Consider the following 18,651-nt stretch of genomic DNA (forward strand, 5'->3'; position numbering starts at 1 on the left):
GACCGCGCGCGGAACACTAAATCCCAAGGACGCCCCACATGGCCAAGCCCAAGAAACAGCCCCGCCCCAAGGCCGTAACGCCGAAAGGGTTCCGCGACTATTTCGGCGAGGAAGTCACGCAGCGCACCGAGATGCTGCGGACGATTGCGGGTGTCTATCATCGTTACGGGTTCGATGCCTTGGAAAGCAGCGCGGTTGAAACGGTTGAGGCGTTGGGCAAGTTCCTGCCCGACGTGGACCGCCCGAACGAGGGCGTATTTGCATGGCAGGAATTTGACGAAGGCGGCAATGGCGACTGGATGGCCCTGCGCTATGACCTGACTGCGCCTTTGGCCCGTGTCTATGCGCAGCACCGCAACGATCTGCCGACGCCTTATCGCCGCTATGCGATGGGTCCGGTCTGGCGGAACGAGAAGCCGGGGCCGGGGCGGTATCGTCAGTTTTATCAGTGCGATGCGGATACGGTGGGCACGGCCTCAATGGCTGCGGATGCCGAGATTTGCGCTATGCTGTCGGACACGCTGGAAACCGTTGGAATCCCGCGCGGTGACTATCTGGTGCGGGTCAACAACCGTAAGGTTCTGAATGGTGTGCTCGAAGCGATGGGTTTGGGTGAAGACGCCGCCGCCCGAGATAATGTTCTGCGCACGATCGACAAGTTCGACAAGGTGGGCGAGGCTGGTGTGCGTGAGCTTTTGACCAAAGGCCGATTGGATGCCTCTGGCGCTTTTATCGATGGTGTTGGTCTTAGCGGTGATCAGGCCGAGCCGGTGATTGCCTTCCTGACTTCTAAAGCTGCAGATATCGCCGGAACGCTGGCCAACCTGCGTGCCGCCGTGGGTGACAGCGAGATCGGTGCGGATGGGATCGCTGAGTTGGAGCAGATTGGTGCGCTGCTGGATGCAGGCGGGTATGGTTCGGACCGGATCGAGATTGATCCTTCGGTCGTGCGTGGCCTCGGCTATTACACCGGGCCGGTCTATGAGGCCGAACTGACCTTCGAAATATACGACGAGAAGGGCCGCAAGCGGCAATTCGGGTCGGTCTCGGGTGGTGGTCGCTATGATGATCTGGTCAAGCGGTTTACCGGACAGGAAGTACCTGCGACCGGCATCTCCATCGGTGTTGACCGATTGCTGGCCGCTTTGCGCGAAAAGGGGCGGATCGCGGCGCAGGCCACCGGCCCAGTGGTTGTGACCGTGATGGACCGCGATCGCATGGCGGACTACCAGGCGATGGTGGCGGAACTGCGCAATGCCGGAATCCGGGCCGAGGTCTACTTGGGCAACCCCAAGAACTTTGGCAACCAACTGAAATATGCGGACAAGCGGAACTCTCCAATTGCGGTGATCGAAGGCGGTGACGAAAAGGCAAATGGGATCGTACAGATCAAGGACCTGATCCTTGGCGCCAAGATTGCCGAAAGCGCCACGCTTGAGGAATGGAAAGAACGGCCCAGCCAGTTCGAAGTGCCCCGCGGCGATCTGGTCGCTAAGGTGCGCGAGATTCTGGACAATCAGGACTGACCCATGCCGAACCGTTCCCAAATACAGGCCCGCGCCGCCATGATGCGTGTCCGGTTCGAGGCGGCGGGCGCGCAGGTGGTTGATACGCCTCTGCTGCAGCCAGCCGGGACGCTGTTGGACCTCTATGGAGAAGATATCCGCGCCCGTGCTTACGTAACCTCGGACGCGCTGCGGGGTGAGCAGATGCTGCGCCCGGATTTCACCCTGCCGGTGGTGCAGATGCACATGTCCGACGGGGCTGAACCAGCAAGATACACCTATTCCGGCGAAGTGTTCCGCCGTCAGGAACACGATCCGGATCGTGCTAATGAGTATATCCAAGTCGGCTACGAAGTATTTGATCGCGAAGACCCCGCCGGAGCCGATGCCGAGGTGTTTTCGTTATTTGCCCTGCAATTGCGCGGGCTGCCTTTGCGGGCAGCGACAGGTGATATCGGTATTCTGATCGCCGCTGTCGGGGGTCTCAAGACCACTAGTCGTCGTAAGGCTGCACTGATGCGGCATCTCTGGCGGCCTCGCCGGTTCCGCGTTTTACTGGACCGATATGCCGGACGCAAAGCTAGTCTCGAGGGGCGCGATGCTCTGCTTGACGCGGTCGACCCATTGGCGATTGACGTGCCCATGATAGGCAAGCGCCGCACGCCCGAAATTCTCGAACGGATTGATGCCCTGCGCGAAGACCGCGCTGCGCCGCCGATCTCGGACAATGAACTGGCCGGTTTGGAGACGCTACTTAATGTGCGCGAAACCATGCCTTTCGCGCTGGAACAACTGCGTGACATTGCGGTTGATCTGCCGCAGATCACATCTGCTTTGGATCGTTTGGAAGCTCGTATCGCAGCCCTGCAGGCGCGTGGCGTGGATGTGGATACACTGGATTTTGAGGCGTCTTATGGCAGGACCTCGATGGAGTACTACGACGGGTTTGTATTCGGCTTTTATGCCGAAGGCCGCCCTGATCTGCCACCGGTTGCGACCGGTGGGCGCTATGATGCGCTGACCAGGCAATTGGGGGGTGGGGCCGAGATTCCGGCAATTGGCGGCGTGATCCGCCCGGACCTGATGCTCGAAATCGAGGAGGCTGCGCAATGAGCCTGAAACTCGGTGTGCCTTCGAAGGGCCGGTTGATGGACAAGACCTTCGCATGGTTTGAAAAGCGCGGCATTACACTGTCGCGCAGCGGATCAGACCGGGAATACGCGGGCAAGGTTGATGGGATTGGTGGCGTCTCGCTGATCCTATTGTCTGCAGGAGAGATTCCGCGCGAGCTGGCGGCGGGACGCATTCATTTGGGCGTGACCGGCATCGATCTTGTGCATGAAAAGCTGCCGCGCTGGGAACAGCAGGTGGAAGAGGTTGCACCTTTGGGGTTCGGCAAGGCGGACCTTATCATCGCAACCCCAGCCTGCTGGGTCGACGTGGACACTCTGGATGATTTGGATGCAGCGGCGGCAGGTTTTCGCAGGGCGCATGGCCACCGGCTGCGGATCGCTACCAAGTACCACCGTCTGGTCCGCGAATTCCTGACCGAAGCGGGGGTGGCCGATTACACGCTGGTCGACAGCCAGGGCGCAACCGAGGGGACGGTGGTGAATGAGACAGCCGAGGCGATTGCCGATATCACCTCGACCGGGGAAACACTGCGGGCGAACCACCTGAAAATCCTGTCGGATGGGTTGATCCTGCAATCGCAGGCCACGCTGTGGCGCAGCCGCGTGGCCAAATACGATGCGGCTGAAAAGACGGCTTTGAATGAGCTGCTGGACAGGTTGGCCTAAAGCACCCCAATTTCCGCTAATGCGCGGTTCAGATCGTCGGGCAGGGCATCGTCCTGCTCGCGATTTTTAGGCAAGTCGGCAGGGGTGTCCTCAGGCTTGAGATACCGCCAGCCCTGAAATGGACGCTTCAGAGCGTTCTGCGTTCTGTGTACTTCGGGGTCCAGGACGATGGCGCAGCGGCGGATGCCATCCTCGCCTCGGACTTCATCCAGCCGCAGGATGCGCTGGCGGCACTGGACCACACCTTTGATCACCCAATAGATCGACCCGCCATTCAGAATTTCAGCGTCGCGCTTGGGCCACATGCGGGTGACGTGGCGCGGGTATCCGTCCTCATAGAGTGGTTTGCGGCTGTCTTGCCACGCCATCAGCGTGTCGACGCTTTCTGACCCAACCGAAAGTTTGATGAGGTTTACGTACTTATCCACAGCTTTCCCACAGAGTCGTCCCAAGGGTGATCCCTATATTGTAGCCCTCATGCGCTTGTCATCAAGGTGTTGTGGTTTAGATGTGATCTGGGCTAATCTGAATGTCTCTTTCAGCACAGGGAATCACCAATGAGCCGCTTTGCCGCCCCCATCGCCGAGCAGATCTGGGATATGAAATACCGCTTTAAACAGGCGGATGGTACGCCCATCGATCAGACAGTCGAGGACAGCTGGCGGCGCATAGCTCGTGATCTGGCGCGTGTAGAAGAAGACCCGGCGCATTGGGAAGAAAAATTCTATGAGGCGCTAGAGGATTTCAAATACCTTCCTGCTGGCCGCATCACCGCCGGGGCGGGCACCGCGCGACGGGTAACCCTGTTCAACTGCTTTGTGATGGGGACGATCCCCGACAGCATGGGCGGTATCTTCGACATGCTGAAAGAGGCCGCGCTGACCATGCAGCAGGGCGGGGGGATCGGTTACGATTTCTCAACCATCCGTCCGCGCGGCGCCGATGTGAAAGGGGTCGCAGCGGATGCCTCGGGCCCGCTAAGCTTTATGGACGTCTGGGACGCCATGTGCCGCACGATCATGTCTGCAGGCTCGCGTCGTGGTGCGATGATGGCGACCATGCGCTGCGACCATCCGGATATCGAACAGTTCATCACCGCGAAATCCGACCCGGCGCGTTTGCGCATGTTCAACATGTCGGTTCTGGTCACCGATCCATTCATGGAGGCCGTCAAGGCCGATGGACCGTGGGATCTGGTATTTGACGGAAAGGTCTATCACACCGTTCAGGCGCGGGATCTTTGGAACAAGATCATGCAGGCCACCTATGATTATGCCGAGCCGGGCGTGATCTTTATCGACCGGATCAACCAGGCGAACAACCTGAATTACGTCGAGACGATCTCGGCGACCAACCCGTGCGGAGAACAACCTCTACCGCCTTATGGTGCCTGTCTGCTGGGTTCGATCAATCTGGCACGGTTGGTTGCCGAGCCGTTCGAGGATGCCGCGCATCTGGACGAGGAGGCCTTGCAAGAGCTGGTGGCCACCGCCGTTCGCATGATGGACAACGTGGTGGACGCGTCGAAATTCCCGCTGGCCGAACAAGAAGCCGAGGCGCAAGACAAGCGCCGCATCGGGCTGGGCGTGACTGGTCTGGCCGATGCGCTGTTGATGTTGGGTCTGCGCTACGGCTCGGACGAGGCGGCGCGTCAGACCGAGCGCTGGTTGCACGCAATCGCGCGCGCCGCGTATCTGGCGTCGGTCGATTTGGCGAGGGAAAAGGGCGCTTTCCCACTGTTTGACGCCGAGAAATATCTGGCCAGCGGCACCATGCAACAGATGGATGACGATGTGCGCGACGCAATCCGCGAACACGGCATCCGCAACGCGCTACTGACCTCGATCGCGCCGACGGGTACGATTTCGCTGTATGCGGGCAACGTATCTTCGGGGATCGAGCCGGTTTTTGCCTATGCCTACACGCGCAAGGTGCTGCAAAAGGACGGTTCGCGCACCGAAGAAGAGGTTGTGGACTATGCGGTGCAGATGTGGCGCGACAAGTTTGGCGACGCCGAATTGCCCGAGTATTTCGTGAATGCGCAAACACTAAGCCCGTCCCATCACGTAAAAATGCAGGCGGCGGCGCAAAAGTGGATCGATAGTTCGATATCGAAGACGATCAACTGTCCCGAAGATATCAGCTTTGACGCCTTCAAAGACGTCTATATGCAGGCCTGGGATCAGGGATGCAAAGGCTGCACGACCTATAGGCCAAACGATGTGACTGGCTCGGTTCTGAGCGTATCGGAAAGCGACGACAAAGCGCCAGGTGAAAGCGCGGATGCCCCGCATGAGGTTGACGGGGGCGAGGTCGTTTATATGTCCGAACCGCTTGATCGCCCACAATCGCTTGAAGGGTCGACTTACAAGCTGAAATGGCCGGACAGCGAGCACGCAATCTATCTGACAATTAACGATATCGTCATTGGCGGACGCCGCCGTCCCTTCGAGGTGTTCATTAACTCGAAGAATATGGAGCATTATGCTTGGACGCTGGCTTTGACCCGGATGATATCGGCCGTGTTCCGACGCGGTGGCGATGTGTCCTTTGTGGTCGAGGAACTGAAAGCTGTGTTCGACCCGCGAGGCGGGGCCTGGGTTAAAGGCAAGTACATTCCGTCCATCCTGGCCGCGATTGGCGGCGTGATCGAGCAACACATGGTCAATATCGGCTTCCTTGAGGGCGAAGGCATGGGCCTGAAGTCCGATCCTCAGGCGCAGGTGGTCAACATGGACGCCCCGCGTGGCAAGGCTTGCCCATCCTGTGGTCAGTTCGACATGGTGATGATCGAAGGCTGCATGACCTGCCGCAGCTGCGGTCATTCTAAGTGTGGCTGATTTGGCGGAAGAGGACTTGATGAACCGCCAGGCAATACGAACCCATTTCGGCGGTTTTGGCGCCCATAAACAAGGCCATTAGCGCCCACAACTAGCAAATCAAAGGATTTATAGGGAAACAAGGCGCCGGATCGTTGATCAACGGCGTCTTGTTTTTTGCGAGATTGGGAGTGTACGCAGAAGTCTTACGAGAATTGATGGCAACAAGCTTCAGAAAACGATGACTACTGTGACTGCCGTCAATGTCCGAGTTGCGCAGCAAGCGGACTTTACAAAGTTCTGCATGCGGACCAACACAGGCATTCGCTCTCTCGTTCCTTTCTACATCGCCAAAGCGTAGTTAGAACGGAGGCCATTCACCTGTCTCGTCGTTTGCTGCCTGGGGCTTTGCATCAGGTGTGTATGCTTCATGCTTTGTGTGAGCCACCCCTGAAACTTCATGCGAAACAAGTGAACCATCGACCATCTTGATTGCTGGTCTTTCAGTGGGATAGAAAAAGTGCGAACTAGAACCAGCACCTTCAACTACAGCCCCACTCCCGAATATAGCGATGTTCTTTCCGTTTCCGTTTTGAGCCGAGCGGTAAATAATTGCGTCGATTGCCTTCACGTTGTCGCCGTGTTTGACTTTGTGAAGATGTGTCAAATACTCGGAGACAACTTGGGTAGGCACGTAATCCAAGTGTTCATCATTAGGCAGGCACGGCCGTGCAATCTCGCTCATGAAGGTAGTCATGAACTTCCAAAGCCTCAGTCGCTTCACGTGTGTGGGCGCAAAGACGTTAATCGCTTTGGGCCGTCCAGTGAACTTTGTTGTGTCGAGAACCAGCAGGGGACGCGTCAGCTCGAATTGCGCTGAAATCACCGTTTCGCCTACCGCGGGGCGTAATTCTGCAATGCAAGTGTCTAAATCGAAAGCTCCGTAGAAGGCCAGAATACCTGAAGGATTCATACGGCCGGCGCTCCGTAGCTTCTCTGGAGGCGGGCCGAGCTGGTTGGCAGGATTTTGCGCTATCTGCTCTCTCTCTGCAACACTATTGGCTTTACGCGCTCGATAGATTTGGACGGCTTCATCACCAGGATTCAACGTGTAGACAGCCGGTCTATTCGCATCATCTCGTAACAGATGGAGGCCATCGAAGATTTCGCGAAGTTTGCCTAAGGCGTTCTGGCTGAAGAACCTTTGTTCATGCAAGATTTCCCGCCGAAAGTGGCGCCACGTTTGGCTGTGCTCGTCATAGCCAGCATCATTTTCGACATAGCTGCCATCAAAAACATAGAAGGCGTCTTCGCCATCTGGAGGCCAAAAGTCGTCATTTTCAATTAGTGCATCAGCCAAAGCTGTGACGACCGCGTAATCGTCAGCTTCCGTCAATTGATACAGTGTCCCAGGCAGGTCATCTCCCATGAATTCATCATAATGAGGATGGTAGTTTCCAAATGTGTATCTATTCCTAAAAACGGGATCGACGATCTCAGCTACTGCGGAGATTGGCACCCCTTTCTTCGATGGATGAAAATCACAGGGATCGTCTGGAAAGCTAGGCCTAGCGTCCTTAATCCTGCGCTGTAGACCAGCATCTCCAAAACAGTCTGGGCAAACCAAAGTCATGTCTAAAATCTTCTCTTTTGGTGAATATTTCCCAGGAAGCTGCTACACGCGTGTGCTTGGATGCGCAAATATTGAACAACGTAATCGTTGTTTTGTAGTCTAACGGGGAGAGGTTACAAACCGCCGGTAATGGACGAAGCCGAAGAGAAAGCTGTAACTGAAGCGCAGCTGATAGGATGCAAAGCCAACCAGCCATGCCATGTGTGCAACTGGCAGCAGAACGAGTTTCAGAAACAAGAATTTTTAAGGTACGAATGCTGGACAAAAGACTGGTAGGCTAATCGCCCAGCCTCTATGTGATGAAAGCAGAATAGAATGCGACGCCCATGGAGATCACTGCGACAAGCAGTGCAAGCACTGCAACCCACTCCATGCGCCGCTGCGCAGTAATGCTCTCTCTCGTGCCCATAGCAGAAGAAAGTTGGCTCAAGAACTCACGGGTGTCCCGATCTTCTTCAAGAAGCTGTTGTGAAAACAGACCTAGAGATGACTTTAGACCTTCTGCAATTTCGTAGGTTTTGTCTTCGCTAGGTCGTATTTGCTGCGAAAACCCGGTAGCGTTCCAGCGGAAAGACGCATCATTCTTGGATAATGCCAAAGCTTCTCTTGCAATAGAAGGAACGCCAACTGAACGCCGAAAGAAGGTGCTGATTTCGTCCACATACCCAGAAGAGTCTTTTGGCTTCAGAATTCCCGATACAGCCTGGCGAGTCTCCTTCAGATTACGAAGCAACTCGCGAAGATAGGTGGCCAATGCATATCTCGGAATAACGCCGTCCAGTCTATCATTCGCAAAGTAAACCCGAGAGCTTAGCGAGTCTCCTGAGTAGTGCCGCTTGTCGTCTTCGCTTAGAGCCCTGAGTAGGAAAAGTTTGCGGACCCGGCGACGGCACCTTTTGGTGAGCTGACGATTTTTGAGTGTAGTCGCCGATCCCCAGATATCCCCAACTTGCGTTTGGCGAGCTCCGGATCGAAGACACGCAAATCTATTTTCCCGGTTTTGATGGCGTGTTTTGCCAGCACCGCGATAAGATCGTGATCCTCTTCCACTTGAAGCCCGGAGCGCTCCAGCCAGTAGAGTTTCATTTCTTCGGTGACTGGTTTGGGGTTGGTCAGCCTTTTGGTATTCGCCGTGTCAATCCCGAACGATATCCGGATCCGGATATCGCTGTCGTTTTCCAGATCCCTCAGCTCAGGCAATTCCTTCATCAAAATCGACAGCGAGGACAAGAAGTCCTGATACCCGGTAACAATCAGACAATCCCCAGAGGTGATATGGGGTCGATAGAGATTGATGACCGGCCGGTCGATATTGGTGCCGACCTTCGCAACCGGTTCGGCATCAAGCTCGTTTTCAGGCTTTTGATCTGCTTCTTTGAGCTGCTTTGGCTTGGAACGCAGCCAATCAGGGAGTGAAAACAATGAACAAGACTTGGTTTTAGGACGCTTAGTCTAATAGTGATACTGCGCGCACCGTCCTTCAAGACATCCACGGCAGAAACATTCGATTTCCGGAAACTGTCGGATATTCGCACCGTTTTTTTGTGGGCGATGACCAGGTTCTCGAACACAACATGAGCCGTCAGCCTGCTAGGCAACCTTACTGATGACAGAGAGTATTTTGAGTTAGAGGCCTGGCGGCATGCCAGGCCCTCACTAATCAAGTCCCGGCGCTAGAGACCTTGAAGTGGGTTTTCACCACACGCAACAAGTGCTCATAATCACCTTGGACGGCGTCCTCAAGGAAGCCCTGAATTCTGGCTTGTTCTGCTCCGGCTCTTTCGGCTGCGGACTGGCAGCGCGCCAGCACTTCAAAAGCGTTTGCGTTTGTCCTGGGCAGGTCAATGGTTGCAAGTTTTTTCATGTCAAATCCTCATTTAGAATACCGTGCAACCATCGCAGGTCGAAATTAATCTCACGTATAAGAATTGCTGACTTTGGCCTCATCCAACGAACTTCTCCAGATTTGACATAAGCCGCGATAATAGGCTCAGCGGCAAATGATCCTATTAAAAGCGGCCATACGCTCAGTATGCAGCAAATGATGGTACTGAGCCCACATAAACCGATGCTGCGCGAAGCCCCAATGACATCAATGCGCAGAAAAGCTGACTTTGCAAAGTCTGACAATATCTAGTCTCCAATCACTGAGCCACATATGAAAATCATCGGGCTAAAAGCAAAGCCACAAGCGCAACTACACCCGATGTAGTTGCGCTCGCCAGGTTGCATGAATGGTCATAGCGCACGGATATCGAACGGATCGGAGAAACCCTTGATCATTGTTCTACCAAATGTCTCCAACACATTTGCCCCTTCCAACAGATCGAAGGTTTCTTGATCAATCAATATACGGCTTCCGGTTTTCTGCGTTTCTGCCTCCAGGCGAGCAGCAAGGTTTACAGTCGATCCGATACAAGTATACGTCGCCCGGTTGTCCGTACCGGCATAACCAGCGACGACTTCGCCGGTCGCTATTCCGATACCGATTTTTAGGTCACTTTTTCCTTCTGCTCGCCTTTCGAGATTTAATATCTCAATCATGTTGTGCATTTCATGCCCTGCCGCCACCGCACTTTGCGCGGTGTTGGACAGCGGCTGCGGAACTCCGAACAGAGCCATCAAACCGTCTCCCAGCATCAGGCTGACAATTCCGCCATTGCTGGTAACAGCCTCGAACATCAACGTGTAAAAAGTGTTGAGCAGATCAATTGTTTCCTCGGGAGCGAGATTTTCAGACAAGGTCGTGAAGCCGCGAATGTCGCAGAACAGGACCGAAGCATTGGCGCGCTTGCCGCCTATGGCAAAGCCGGACTCTTGTAAGTCTTGTGCAACCTCAGTTGTTGCAAAGCGCTCTAGCAGGCGCTTCTGTTCGTCCCTGAGCCTTTTCTTTTCAAGGCAGCTGGAGACACGCGCACTAAGTAGTGTCTTATTAACAGGCTTTGGCAGGTAGTCTTCGGCACCCAATTCAATGCAGCGCACTACGTTGTCGAGACCCTCAACAGATGATGTCACTATTACCGGCAGATCGCGCAGATCTATGTCCGATTTGACGGCCTCCAGAACTTGGAAGCCGTCCATTTCTGGCATTTCAATATCCAGTAGCAGCAAGTCAAACGACTGGTTAGACAACATCTCCATCGCAACCCGGCCGTTTTCCGCGACCGATGCTTGATGACCCAAGAGCTCTACGCTGCGCGACAAAAGCAAGCGGTTCACCTTGTTGTCGTCGACGATGAGCAAATGGCCGGGGGCGTCAGACATCAATCAGGCTCCGCAACGCGGCGGCGGCAGTGGTTAGGGCTGTCTCCAACGCCGTCGCATCTGTTAGGTCTCCGGCCTCGGGCAGTTCTCCCAGCTCGACTTTCCTGGCCAGTTCGGCAAGAGCCGTCGCGCCAAATGTGTTGGCATTCGACTTGATAGAATGTGCAGCACGGCGGTATCGGTCTACATCGGCCTCGCCCGCCGCCGTTTTCAATTCGCCAATCATACTTGGCGCTTCGTCGAGAAAGGTGTTTACAAGTTCGGCTGCAAAGTCTTCGCCTGTGGCGTCTTTTAGTTCCATGAAGATTTCATGATCAATCGGGCTGTCTGTCATGGATCACCTTCTTATTCTTGGGGAATTTAACAGGGCTTCGATTAGGACAGGTACGCGGATCGGTTTGGTGATATAGTCGTCCATCCCTGCATCCAGGCACATCTCACGGTCCCCCTGCATTGCGTTCGCGGTCATCGCGATTATACGAGGGCGACTTCCATCGGGGAGCGCTTTGTTGATACGTCGTGATGCTTCCAAACCATCCATTTCGGGCATCTGCACATCCATGAAAACGACGTCGTATTTTTGACGGTTCACGCTTTCGACAGCCTCGGCACCGTTGCTGGCCAAATCAGCGCGATAGCCCATCTGCTCCAGTAGGCGCAGTGCAAGTTTCTGGTTCACCAAATTGTCCTCGGCCAGCAAGATTCGCAGTGGATGTCGCGTTGCCATATCCGGATCTGTTTGGGGTTTGTACTGTAGTTTGGACGGCTTTACTCGTACTTTTTCAGTCGCGAACAATGTAACCAAGGTATCGAACAGGTGGGATTGGCGCAAAGGTTTGGCAAGGTTGGCAGCAAAGAGCCCTTCTTCCAGATCTACTTCACGCGGGCCAAGTGAACTGAAAAGGATTAGTGGCAATCCCGGCTTCTTGGCGCGAACCTTTTTGGCAAGCTCTTCTCCATCCATTTCGGGCATATGCATGTCGAGAATGGCCAAATCGAACTCGACGCCTTCATCAAGTATGATAAGCGCCTCTGATGGAGATTCACGCGTCGTGGTCTGCGTGCCCCATTTCTCAGTTTGAAGAGCAAGGATTTTACGATTGGTGGCATTGTCGTCCACCATCAAAATTCGCTTGCCTTCGAGTTCAGGCTGAACGCCGACAAGATTGCGGGAAGAAGACTTAACTGGTTTTGCAGGTATTGCCTGGATTTTGAAAACAAAGGTGGAACCGCTCCCCTCGCCATGGCTTTCAGCCCACATGGTCCCACCCATAAGTTCGGCGAGGCGTTTCGAGATCGCAAGACCCAGACCAGTGCCGCCATATTTTCTGGTCGTGGAACTATCTGCCTGACTGAAAGATTGAAATAATCGACTCATGCCATTTTGGGACAGGCCGATTCCAGTATCTCGGACTTTGAACGTCAGTTCGAGCGATCCCTGCACCTCGGCGGATTGTTCAACAGACAGAACCACTTCGCCGCTTTCGGTAAACTTCACTGCATTAGAAAGGAGATTCAGCAGAATTTGCCGCAATCTGGTCAGATCTGCGCTAATCGCCAGGGGCAGTGTGTCATCGAACTCATAAGCCAAGTCGAGCTGTTTCTCGGCAGCTTTACCGCTGACTAAATCGAGGGCGCTTTCTATGCATTCGCGCAGGTCGAACGGATGGTTTTCGATATCCATCTGCCCGGCTTCAATTTTCGAGAAGTCGAGGATCTCGTTGATGATGCCCAACAGCGCATCGCCGCTATCGCGGATTGTATTGGCATAGTCACTTTGTTCTGCGTCCAACTCTGTGTCCATCAACAGCCCGCTCATTCCGATTACGGCGTTCATTGGCGTTCGAATTTCGTGGGACATCGTCGCCAGGAAGGCGCTTTTTGCTTCGTTTGCTTCTTCAGCAACCTTTCGCGCCTCTTCGGCCTCGCGGAATAGACGAACATTCTCGATGGCAATTACCGCCTGGTCTGCAAACGAGTAGGCGAGGTCGATCTCATCTTTGGTAAAGGCGCCAGCTGTTTTCCGAGCGAACACCAACACACCCAGACACGCCTTGCCTTTCATCAGGGGGAGCAACAGAGCGGCGCGAACGCCATGCCGGTCATACGTAATCTGTTCGAACGGTGAGAGTTCGAGAGTATCCCAATCCGGAAGGTGGAGCATCTTCTTCTCATGAAGAACCTGCGCGGGAAAACTGGACATCGGATCCGGATCGATAGGGAAACTCTGGTTGCCTTCAAGGGTGGCAACACCATCTGCACTAACCCGCGCGAGCACCTCGAATGTGTTACCTTGGGCGGTCATGGCGGCAACCATATCAGAGGAAACCAACCGCACACCAGCTTCTGCGATTGCCTCGAAGACTGGTTTGATGTCGTCAGGAGACTGGCTGATCACCCTTAGAACGTCCGCACTCGCAGTCTGACGCGCCAGGGAAGCCTGAGTTTCATTAAACAGTCGGACGTTTTCCAACGCGATTATGGCCTGATCGGCGAAGGACTCGGCGATGGCGACTTCATCTTCGCTGAAAACTTTGGCAGTTTTCCGGATGAATACCAAGGCACCGAAGCATTCCGTCCCGCGCATCAGAGGCACTGTCAGCGAAGACTTGAAACCTTTCCTGCGGATGATCTCTTGATCGCGTGGGGGTAGCTCATCGTACCGCCATTCGGGCAAATGCAAGGTCTTGCCGCTCTTGATTGCCTTCGACGGCAAATTGTCTTCGGGATCAATCGGCAGGCGCTCGGTCCATGTGATTTCTTCGACGCCATCGGGTGTCGCGGCGGCGATCTGCCAAAGTTCAGTCTTGTTCGCCTGAATAGCAATCGAAAGGTCGCAATCAATGAGGGTTGTCGCCAGCGCGACAATCTTCTCGAAAACCGGTTTGGTATCGGTTGGAGATTCAGAGATTACTCTTAACACATCCGCGCTTGCGGTTTGGCGCGCGAGGGCGGTCTGCGTTTCGTTGAAGAGTTGCGAGTTCTGAATTGCGATTATCGCTTGGGACGCGAAGGTCTCCATTTGCTTGATTTGTTTTTCGTCAAAAGCGGCCGCCGTTCGGCTCCCCATGCTGATAACACCAATTGTGTCACCGTCACGGATTAGTGGCACGGAAAGAACGGATCGGTAGCCTTCGAGATTGGACTTGAGCAGCGGATCATAGTTGGTGTCAGCTTGAGTGTCCTCAACATAGTCGGCCCTTCCATGCAGAAGCGCGCGCGCTGTGGCCGATGTTTCTCCGGGTTCAAAAGGATGCGCCTTTAAAAAATCCGCGAATTTGGCCGACACATTGTGTCCGGCAAAATAATGGTACTTTCCATCTTCGGGTGTCTTAAGCGCCACGAAGGCATCCTGTAGGCGGCAAATGCGGGACGAAACGGCCAACAGTGCTTCCAGTACAGGCTCCAACGCATCAGGAGATCGGGAAATAACTTCGAGTACTTCGCTTGTGGCTTTTTGGTACTCCAACGATTCCTCAATTTCCGCCGTTCGGGCTGTCACCTCGTCGAATAGGTGCGCATTTCCAAGCGCTATGACCGCTTGCGAGGCGAATGTTTCAACCAAGGCTATCTGCTTGTCTGAGAACGCCCCAATTTTCGAATGAGCAAGTGAAATCACGCCGAGCGTGACCCCATCCTTTACGAGTGGAACCCCCAAAGATGAACGAAATCCGGCCCCCAGCGCTTCTTCTTTCCAGGCATAATCCGGGTCGTGCTCAAAATCTTCAATGTACTCTGTTTTGCCTGTTAGCGCGACGCGCCCCGTTGTCGTGCCCTTGTCTGGAACAAACACCTGACGGTTTATGATGTCATTGTGCCCTGCGGCGGAATTGTGGGTCGCAGCAACGTCATAAATTCCGGTTTCTTCGTTTAGAAGTGCGACGTAAGACGCTTCGGGTTTGCAGATGCGAACCGCGACTTGCAAAATGGCTTTGAGAACTGGATCAAGTTCATTTGGCGAGCGTGAAATCACTCCCAGCACTTCAGACGTGGCGGTTTGATAGTCCAGCGCTTCTTCAACTTCTGCGGTGCGTGCCTGCACTTCTTTGAACAAACGGGTGTTGTTGATGGCGATCACAGCCTGGGATGCGAATGTCTCTAACAGGTTGACCTGTTCTTCACTAAACGCCCCGGGCTTCCGGTGCGCCATGACAATAACACCAACTGTCACGCCGTCGCTGACTAAAGGGACGCCGAGGGTGGTGAGGTAATCACCAATCTCTGCCGCCACCTTCCAAGTGTAAGTTGGGTCCTTACTCGTATCTTTTATGTAAACAGTCTTGCCGTGAAGGGCCGTGCGGCCGATGCACGAACCTTCCTCTGGGGCAATAGGGTTGTCCGACAAATAGTTAAGAAACGCATCACTCACGTTGTGGGACATGGCCACACGGTACAACCCATCGTCAGCATCCCGCATTGCGAAGAATGCATATTCTGGATCGCAAATGCGTGAGGAAACTTCCAAGATTGCATCCAGCACTCGTGGAAGATCGTTGGGCGAGCGAGAGATGACATCCAAAACTTCTGACGTGGCAGTCTGGTATTCTAGTGACTGCACGACTTCGGCAGTGCGTTCCTCCACTTCCCGGAACAAGTTGGCATTCGTAATGGCGATAGTCGCTTGGTCGGCAAAGGTTTCTAACAACTGGATCTGTTTGGTGGAAAATCCCGAAACCTCGGTTGACCCGACCGAAATTACACCCACGACCTCGCCATTCTTAACCAATGGGACCCCGAGCACGGACCTATATTCCCCGACGCCGCTGTCTTCTATCCAAGTATAGGAGGTCTCGGTTTCAATATCTTCGATATAGACAGTGCGTTTCGACAGAATGGCTCGCCCGCTTACACCGCTTTCATCAGGCGAAATAGGATGCGCTTTGACATATTCCGCAAAGGTCGTGTCCTGCGTGAGTATCGCATGAACATGAAAAAGTTGATCTTCTGGGTTCAACATCGCAACGTAGGCATCCTGCAATTCGCAGATCCGCGACGCTTCTTTGAGGATAGCGTCGAGAACAGGCGCCAACTCATTTGGTGACGCCGAAATCACCCGCAGCACTTCGGACGTGGAAGTCTGGTATTCCAAAGCCTGCGTTACTTCCGCTGTGCGATCCTGAACTTCGCGAAACTGTCGGACGTTTTCCATTGCGATAACGGCTTGAGCTGCAAAGGTTTGGACCAGTGCAACGTCGTCGTCTGAGAACGGCGCAACTTCACGACGGTAGAGCACGATCACCCCTAGACCGGTGCCATCCTTCATCAACGGAACTGCCAGAACCGAGCGGGCTCCTTCAATCTCAACCATCTGGACCCGTTTCGGGTCACGATCCCTGAAGTACAGGGGGTCGTCCGCGATATCGTCCTGGCGAATGACCTCGCCATCGATCATTGGTCTGATCGCGATCAATTCAGTGCGCGTTAACGGCTCCTCAAAATCTTTCAGCGCTTCGTCAAAATCGGTTCTTGCGCCGATATTGGCCGGGATCGTTGCGAGCCCGCGGTCGTGATCAGCGATACACAAGAAGGCGAGTGGCGCTTTGCACAGACGGCTGGAGTTTTCGAGAATGCTCTGGAATACAGGTCTTTCGTCGTCGCGGCTACGGCTTATGACTTCGAGGATTTCCCGCGATGCTTTTTCGCGCTCAAGTCGTTCCTGAACCTCTCGAAATTGGCGCGTGTTTTCTATCGCTATGACTGCGTGTTTGGCAAACTCTTCGATGAATTGCACGTCGGGATCAGAAAACGGGCGGACTTCGCGGCGGCTAACCGCAATAGCACCTATCGCCTGTTCCTCCTGCATCAAGGGCACAACAACCCGTGACCTGATGCCTTCGACCTCGACCATTGTAACAGCAGTAGGATCACCCGAGCGGTAGAACTCAGTGTCGGCGATGTCTTCGACGCGTACAACCTTGCAATTTCGTATCGCCGCCGCCGCCGTGACCGAACCATCAAGAGGCCACTCTTCTCCCAATTCGACGTCGGTTCTATCGTGCCCCCATGCACCGGCCAATTGAATATGGGTTCCCGCAGCGTTGACCAAAACCAGCGCAGCCTGATCCGCGTCACAGATTTCCGTGGCTTGCTGAAGTACGGCTTCAAAGACTCGTGCGTCATTATCCCGGCTTTTGCTGATAACACTCAGAACCTCCTGCGTCGCCGCTTGGCGTTCCAGCTGAGTGTGCAGCTCTTTCATTTGACGTGTGTTGTCGATTGCAATCACAGCCTGGGCCGCAAAGCCCTCGACCAAAGAGATCTCATCTTCAATAAATGGTCGCACTTCGCGCCGGTAAATCCCGATGACACCTACGGGGTCACCATTTGCTGACATCAAAGGAACCGTCAGAAACGAACGGACGCCTTCCTCATCAACCAGTTGCCGGCGCCAAGGATCCCCGTTGATGTAGTGGTCTGTCTCGCTCAAATCGACGTTGTGAATGACGCGCGCTTCCCGCACGGACTCGGCAATTTGTAAATTTGAGTCCAGAGACCAGCGATCCACGCCGACCTTGTATGTAGCCAATTGATCGCCAAAATGTGCCGCATATTCCAAATGAGTTCCTGCCTCATTTAGCAGGCTCAACGTGGCTACATCTGTTTCGCAAAGCCGTGCGGTGTTTTCCAAGATCGTCTGAAACACCGGCGCTTCATCATCCCGAGACCGACTGATCGTCTCCAGAACATCACGCGTGGCACCTTCGCGAGCCAGACGCACCTGCAACTCGCTAAACTGTCGAACATTTTCGATGGCAATCACCGCTTGCGCGGCGAAAGTTTCAACCAGCTGCACCTGATCGTCGGAATAAGGTCGTACCTCATCCCGTGCCAACATCAGGCATCCGATTGCGCTACCACCTACTTTCAATGGAACAAAGAGATTGCTCCTGCACCCATGAGTGTCGACAATGAGCTTAAAGCGCTCATCTCCCGATTTATGAAAATTGGTGTCCCCCATATCGACAACACGTTTTGTCTCGCCACTTAGAATAGTGTCAGTCACAATGGAGTTGCCTGGCTCCATCGTGTATTTGCCGTCGAGCCAGAGTTGCTGAATATCCGGGTGTAGATTAACGCTGGCAACCAGTTGCTGACGAGCATCCCCTTCTTGCCCGAGTACCAGACCGGCAAAAAAGGCATCACAGAGATCTTTTGCCAGCGTTACAATCAGGTCGCATACTGGCTGGATGTCATCCTTGGTCTCGGAGATCGCCTGCATAACCCGCGCAGTGGCTTCAAACCGAGCCTGCTGATCATCCGCGCTGAGCCCCCTGTTTTGCGAGGATGACGACGCTGAATCAGCAGTCTCTCTTGATGCCTTTTTTCCACCCACCTGCGTTCGTGCCCCCACGCAAACTAAAGAAACACACAAGACTGGAGTTTAGAGGGCATACCATAGAAGTCACAGAGTTTCTTTGCGGGTTGTGTTCCATGCGCTTTAGGTGATGAAGGTATGGCGTGAACCTGGGCGTTTTCGCAGAGCGATTATGAAAGCTAACATATAAGCCAAAAGAGGTTCCCATATTCGCCTCCGGCATCGAGAATGCGCGCTTCATTGGCATTGAGACGGCAAACAACACAATGCCAGAGTATGATCCTGCTTGGCAGAAAACCCTAGTGGAGATAGAGCG

13 protein-coding genes are annotated in these 18,651 nt (G+C 54.3%); 5 read left to right on the forward strand and 8 right to left on the reverse strand.

Translation table 11 applies throughout. From position 1 onward, the window contains the following. Positions 1 to 38 precede the first annotated feature (38 nt). The 3 genes from hisS to hisG are packed head-to-tail and all read left to right on the forward strand — an operon-like array spanning position 39 to position 3,304. Positions 39 to 1,526: a histidine--tRNA ligase gene (gene hisS, locus ACR0NE_RS08860; protein WP_170594409.1), complete on the forward strand. Its 1,488-nt coding sequence runs from the start codon at positions 39 to 41 to the stop codon at positions 1,524 to 1,526. A 3-nt stretch (positions 1,527 to 1,529) separates the two neighbouring features. Then, positions 1,530 to 2,618, forward strand: a complete 1,089-nt coding sequence (locus ACR0NE_RS08865; protein ID WP_170392482.1) for an ATP phosphoribosyltransferase regulatory subunit — start codon at positions 1,530 to 1,532, stop codon at positions 2,616 to 2,618. Continuing rightward, entirely contained in the window at positions 2,615 to 3,304 is a 690-nt protein-coding gene (gene hisG, locus ACR0NE_RS08870; protein WP_170401909.1) for an ATP phosphoribosyltransferase, read from the forward strand. The genes ACR0NE_RS08865 and hisG overlap by 4 nt, the downstream gene beginning before the upstream one ends. Here hisG and ACR0NE_RS08875 read toward each other — a convergent pair. Further along, positions 3,301 to 3,732, reverse strand: coding sequence for a DUF1489 family protein (locus ACR0NE_RS08875; RefSeq protein WP_170392480.1), 432 nt, complete (start codon positions 3,730 to 3,732; stop codon positions 3,301 to 3,303). The genes hisG and ACR0NE_RS08875 overlap by 4 nt on opposite strands. A 129-nt stretch (positions 3,733 to 3,861) precedes the next feature. Here ACR0NE_RS08875 and ACR0NE_RS08880 point away from each other — a divergent pair, with 129 nt between their 5' ends. After that, positions 3,862 to 6,144 carry an adenosylcobalamin-dependent ribonucleoside-diphosphate reductase gene (locus ACR0NE_RS08880; protein WP_170594415.1) on the forward strand — a complete coding sequence of 761 codons (2,283 nt, stop codon included), beginning with the start codon at positions 3,862 to 3,864 and terminating at the stop codon, positions 6,142 to 6,144. Positions 6,145 to 6,484: 340 nt separating this feature from the next. Here ACR0NE_RS08880 and ACR0NE_RS08885 read toward each other — a convergent pair whose 3' ends face one another. From ACR0NE_RS08885 to ACR0NE_RS08915, 7 genes are all read right to left on the reverse strand, one after another. Next, on the reverse strand, positions 6,485 to 7,552 hold the full coding sequence (locus tag ACR0NE_RS08885; RefSeq protein ID WP_170594416.1) for an RES family NAD+ phosphorylase: 1,068 nt from the start codon (positions 7,550 to 7,552) through the stop codon (positions 6,485 to 6,487). Between the two features lie 496 nt (positions 7,553 to 8,048). After that, on the reverse strand, positions 8,049 to 8,510 hold the full coding sequence (locus tag ACR0NE_RS08890) for a hypothetical protein (protein WP_170594419.1): 462 nt from the start codon (positions 8,508 to 8,510) through the stop codon (positions 8,049 to 8,051). Positions 8,511 to 8,605: 95 nt separating this feature from the next. Then, positions 8,606 to 9,178 carry a phospholipase D family protein gene (locus tag ACR0NE_RS08895; RefSeq protein WP_480459584.1) on the reverse strand — a complete coding sequence of 191 codons (573 nt, stop codon included), beginning with the start codon at positions 9,176 to 9,178 and terminating at the stop codon, positions 8,606 to 8,608. A 238-nt stretch (positions 9,179 to 9,416) separates the two neighbouring features. Then, the gene (locus tag ACR0NE_RS08900) at positions 9,417 to 9,620 is read right to left on the reverse strand and encodes a hypothetical protein (RefSeq protein ID WP_170594421.1); all 204 of its coding nucleotides are present in this window, start codon (positions 9,618 to 9,620) and stop codon (positions 9,417 to 9,419) included. Between the two features lie 374 nt (positions 9,621 to 9,994). After that, complete coding sequence (locus tag ACR0NE_RS08905) at positions 9,995 to 11,020, reverse strand: adenylate/guanylate cyclase domain-containing response regulator (protein WP_170594422.1); 1,026 nt, start codon at positions 11,018 to 11,020, stop codon at positions 9,995 to 9,997. After that, entirely contained in the window at positions 11,013 to 11,354 is a 342-nt protein-coding gene (locus tag ACR0NE_RS08910; RefSeq protein ID WP_170519322.1) for an Hpt domain-containing protein, read from the reverse strand. Before ACR0NE_RS08910 ends, ACR0NE_RS08905 begins: the two co-directional genes overlap by 8 nt. A gap of 3 nt (positions 11,355 to 11,357) precedes the next feature. Then, the gene (locus tag ACR0NE_RS08915) at positions 11,358 to 18,191 is read right to left on the reverse strand and encodes a GAF domain-containing protein (RefSeq protein ID WP_480459649.1); all 6,834 of its coding nucleotides are present in this window, start codon (positions 18,189 to 18,191) and stop codon (positions 11,358 to 11,360) included. Between ACR0NE_RS08915 and ACR0NE_RS08920 the strand changes: the two genes are divergently transcribed. Continuing rightward, entirely contained in the window at positions 18,108 to 18,308 is a 201-nt protein-coding gene (locus ACR0NE_RS08920) for a hypothetical protein (protein WP_480459656.1), read from the forward strand. The genes ACR0NE_RS08915 and ACR0NE_RS08920 overlap by 84 nt on opposite strands. Positions 18,309 to 18,651: the final 343 nt, after the last annotated feature.

It is taken from the genome of Ruegeria sp. C9 (genome assembly GCF_056537585.1).

What these genes read in the sequence shown, in the direction of transcription:
- hisS (WP_170594409.1), top strand. Translation starts at nt 39, where the DNA reads ATGGCCAAGCCCAAGAAACAGCCCCGCCCCAAGGCCGTAACGCCGAAA.
- ACR0NE_RS08865 (WP_170392482.1), top strand. Translation starts at nt 1,530, where the DNA reads ATGCCGAACCGTTCCCAAATACAGGCCCGCGCCGCCATGATGCGTGTC.
- hisG (WP_170401909.1), top strand. Translation starts at nt 2,615, where the DNA reads ATGAGCCTGAAACTCGGTGTGCCTTCGAAGGGCCGGTTGATGGACAAG.
- ACR0NE_RS08880 (WP_170594415.1), top strand. Translation starts at nt 3,862, where the DNA reads ATGAGCCGCTTTGCCGCCCCCATCGCCGAGCAGATCTGGGATATGAAA.
- ACR0NE_RS08885 (WP_170594416.1), bottom strand. Translation starts at nt 7,552, where the DNA reads ATGGGAGATGACCTGCCTGGGACACTGTATCAATTGACGGAAGCTGAC.
- ACR0NE_RS08900 (WP_170594421.1), bottom strand. Translation starts at nt 9,620, where the DNA reads ATGAAAAAACTTGCAACCATTGACCTGCCCAGGACAAACGCAAACGCT.
- ACR0NE_RS08905 (WP_170594422.1), bottom strand. Translation starts at nt 11,020, where the DNA reads ATGTCTGACGCCCCCGGCCATTTGCTCATCGTCGACGACAACAAGGTG.
- ACR0NE_RS08910 (WP_170519322.1), bottom strand. Translation starts at nt 11,354, where the DNA reads ATGACAGACAGCCCGATTGATCATGAAATCTTCATGGAACTAAAAGAC.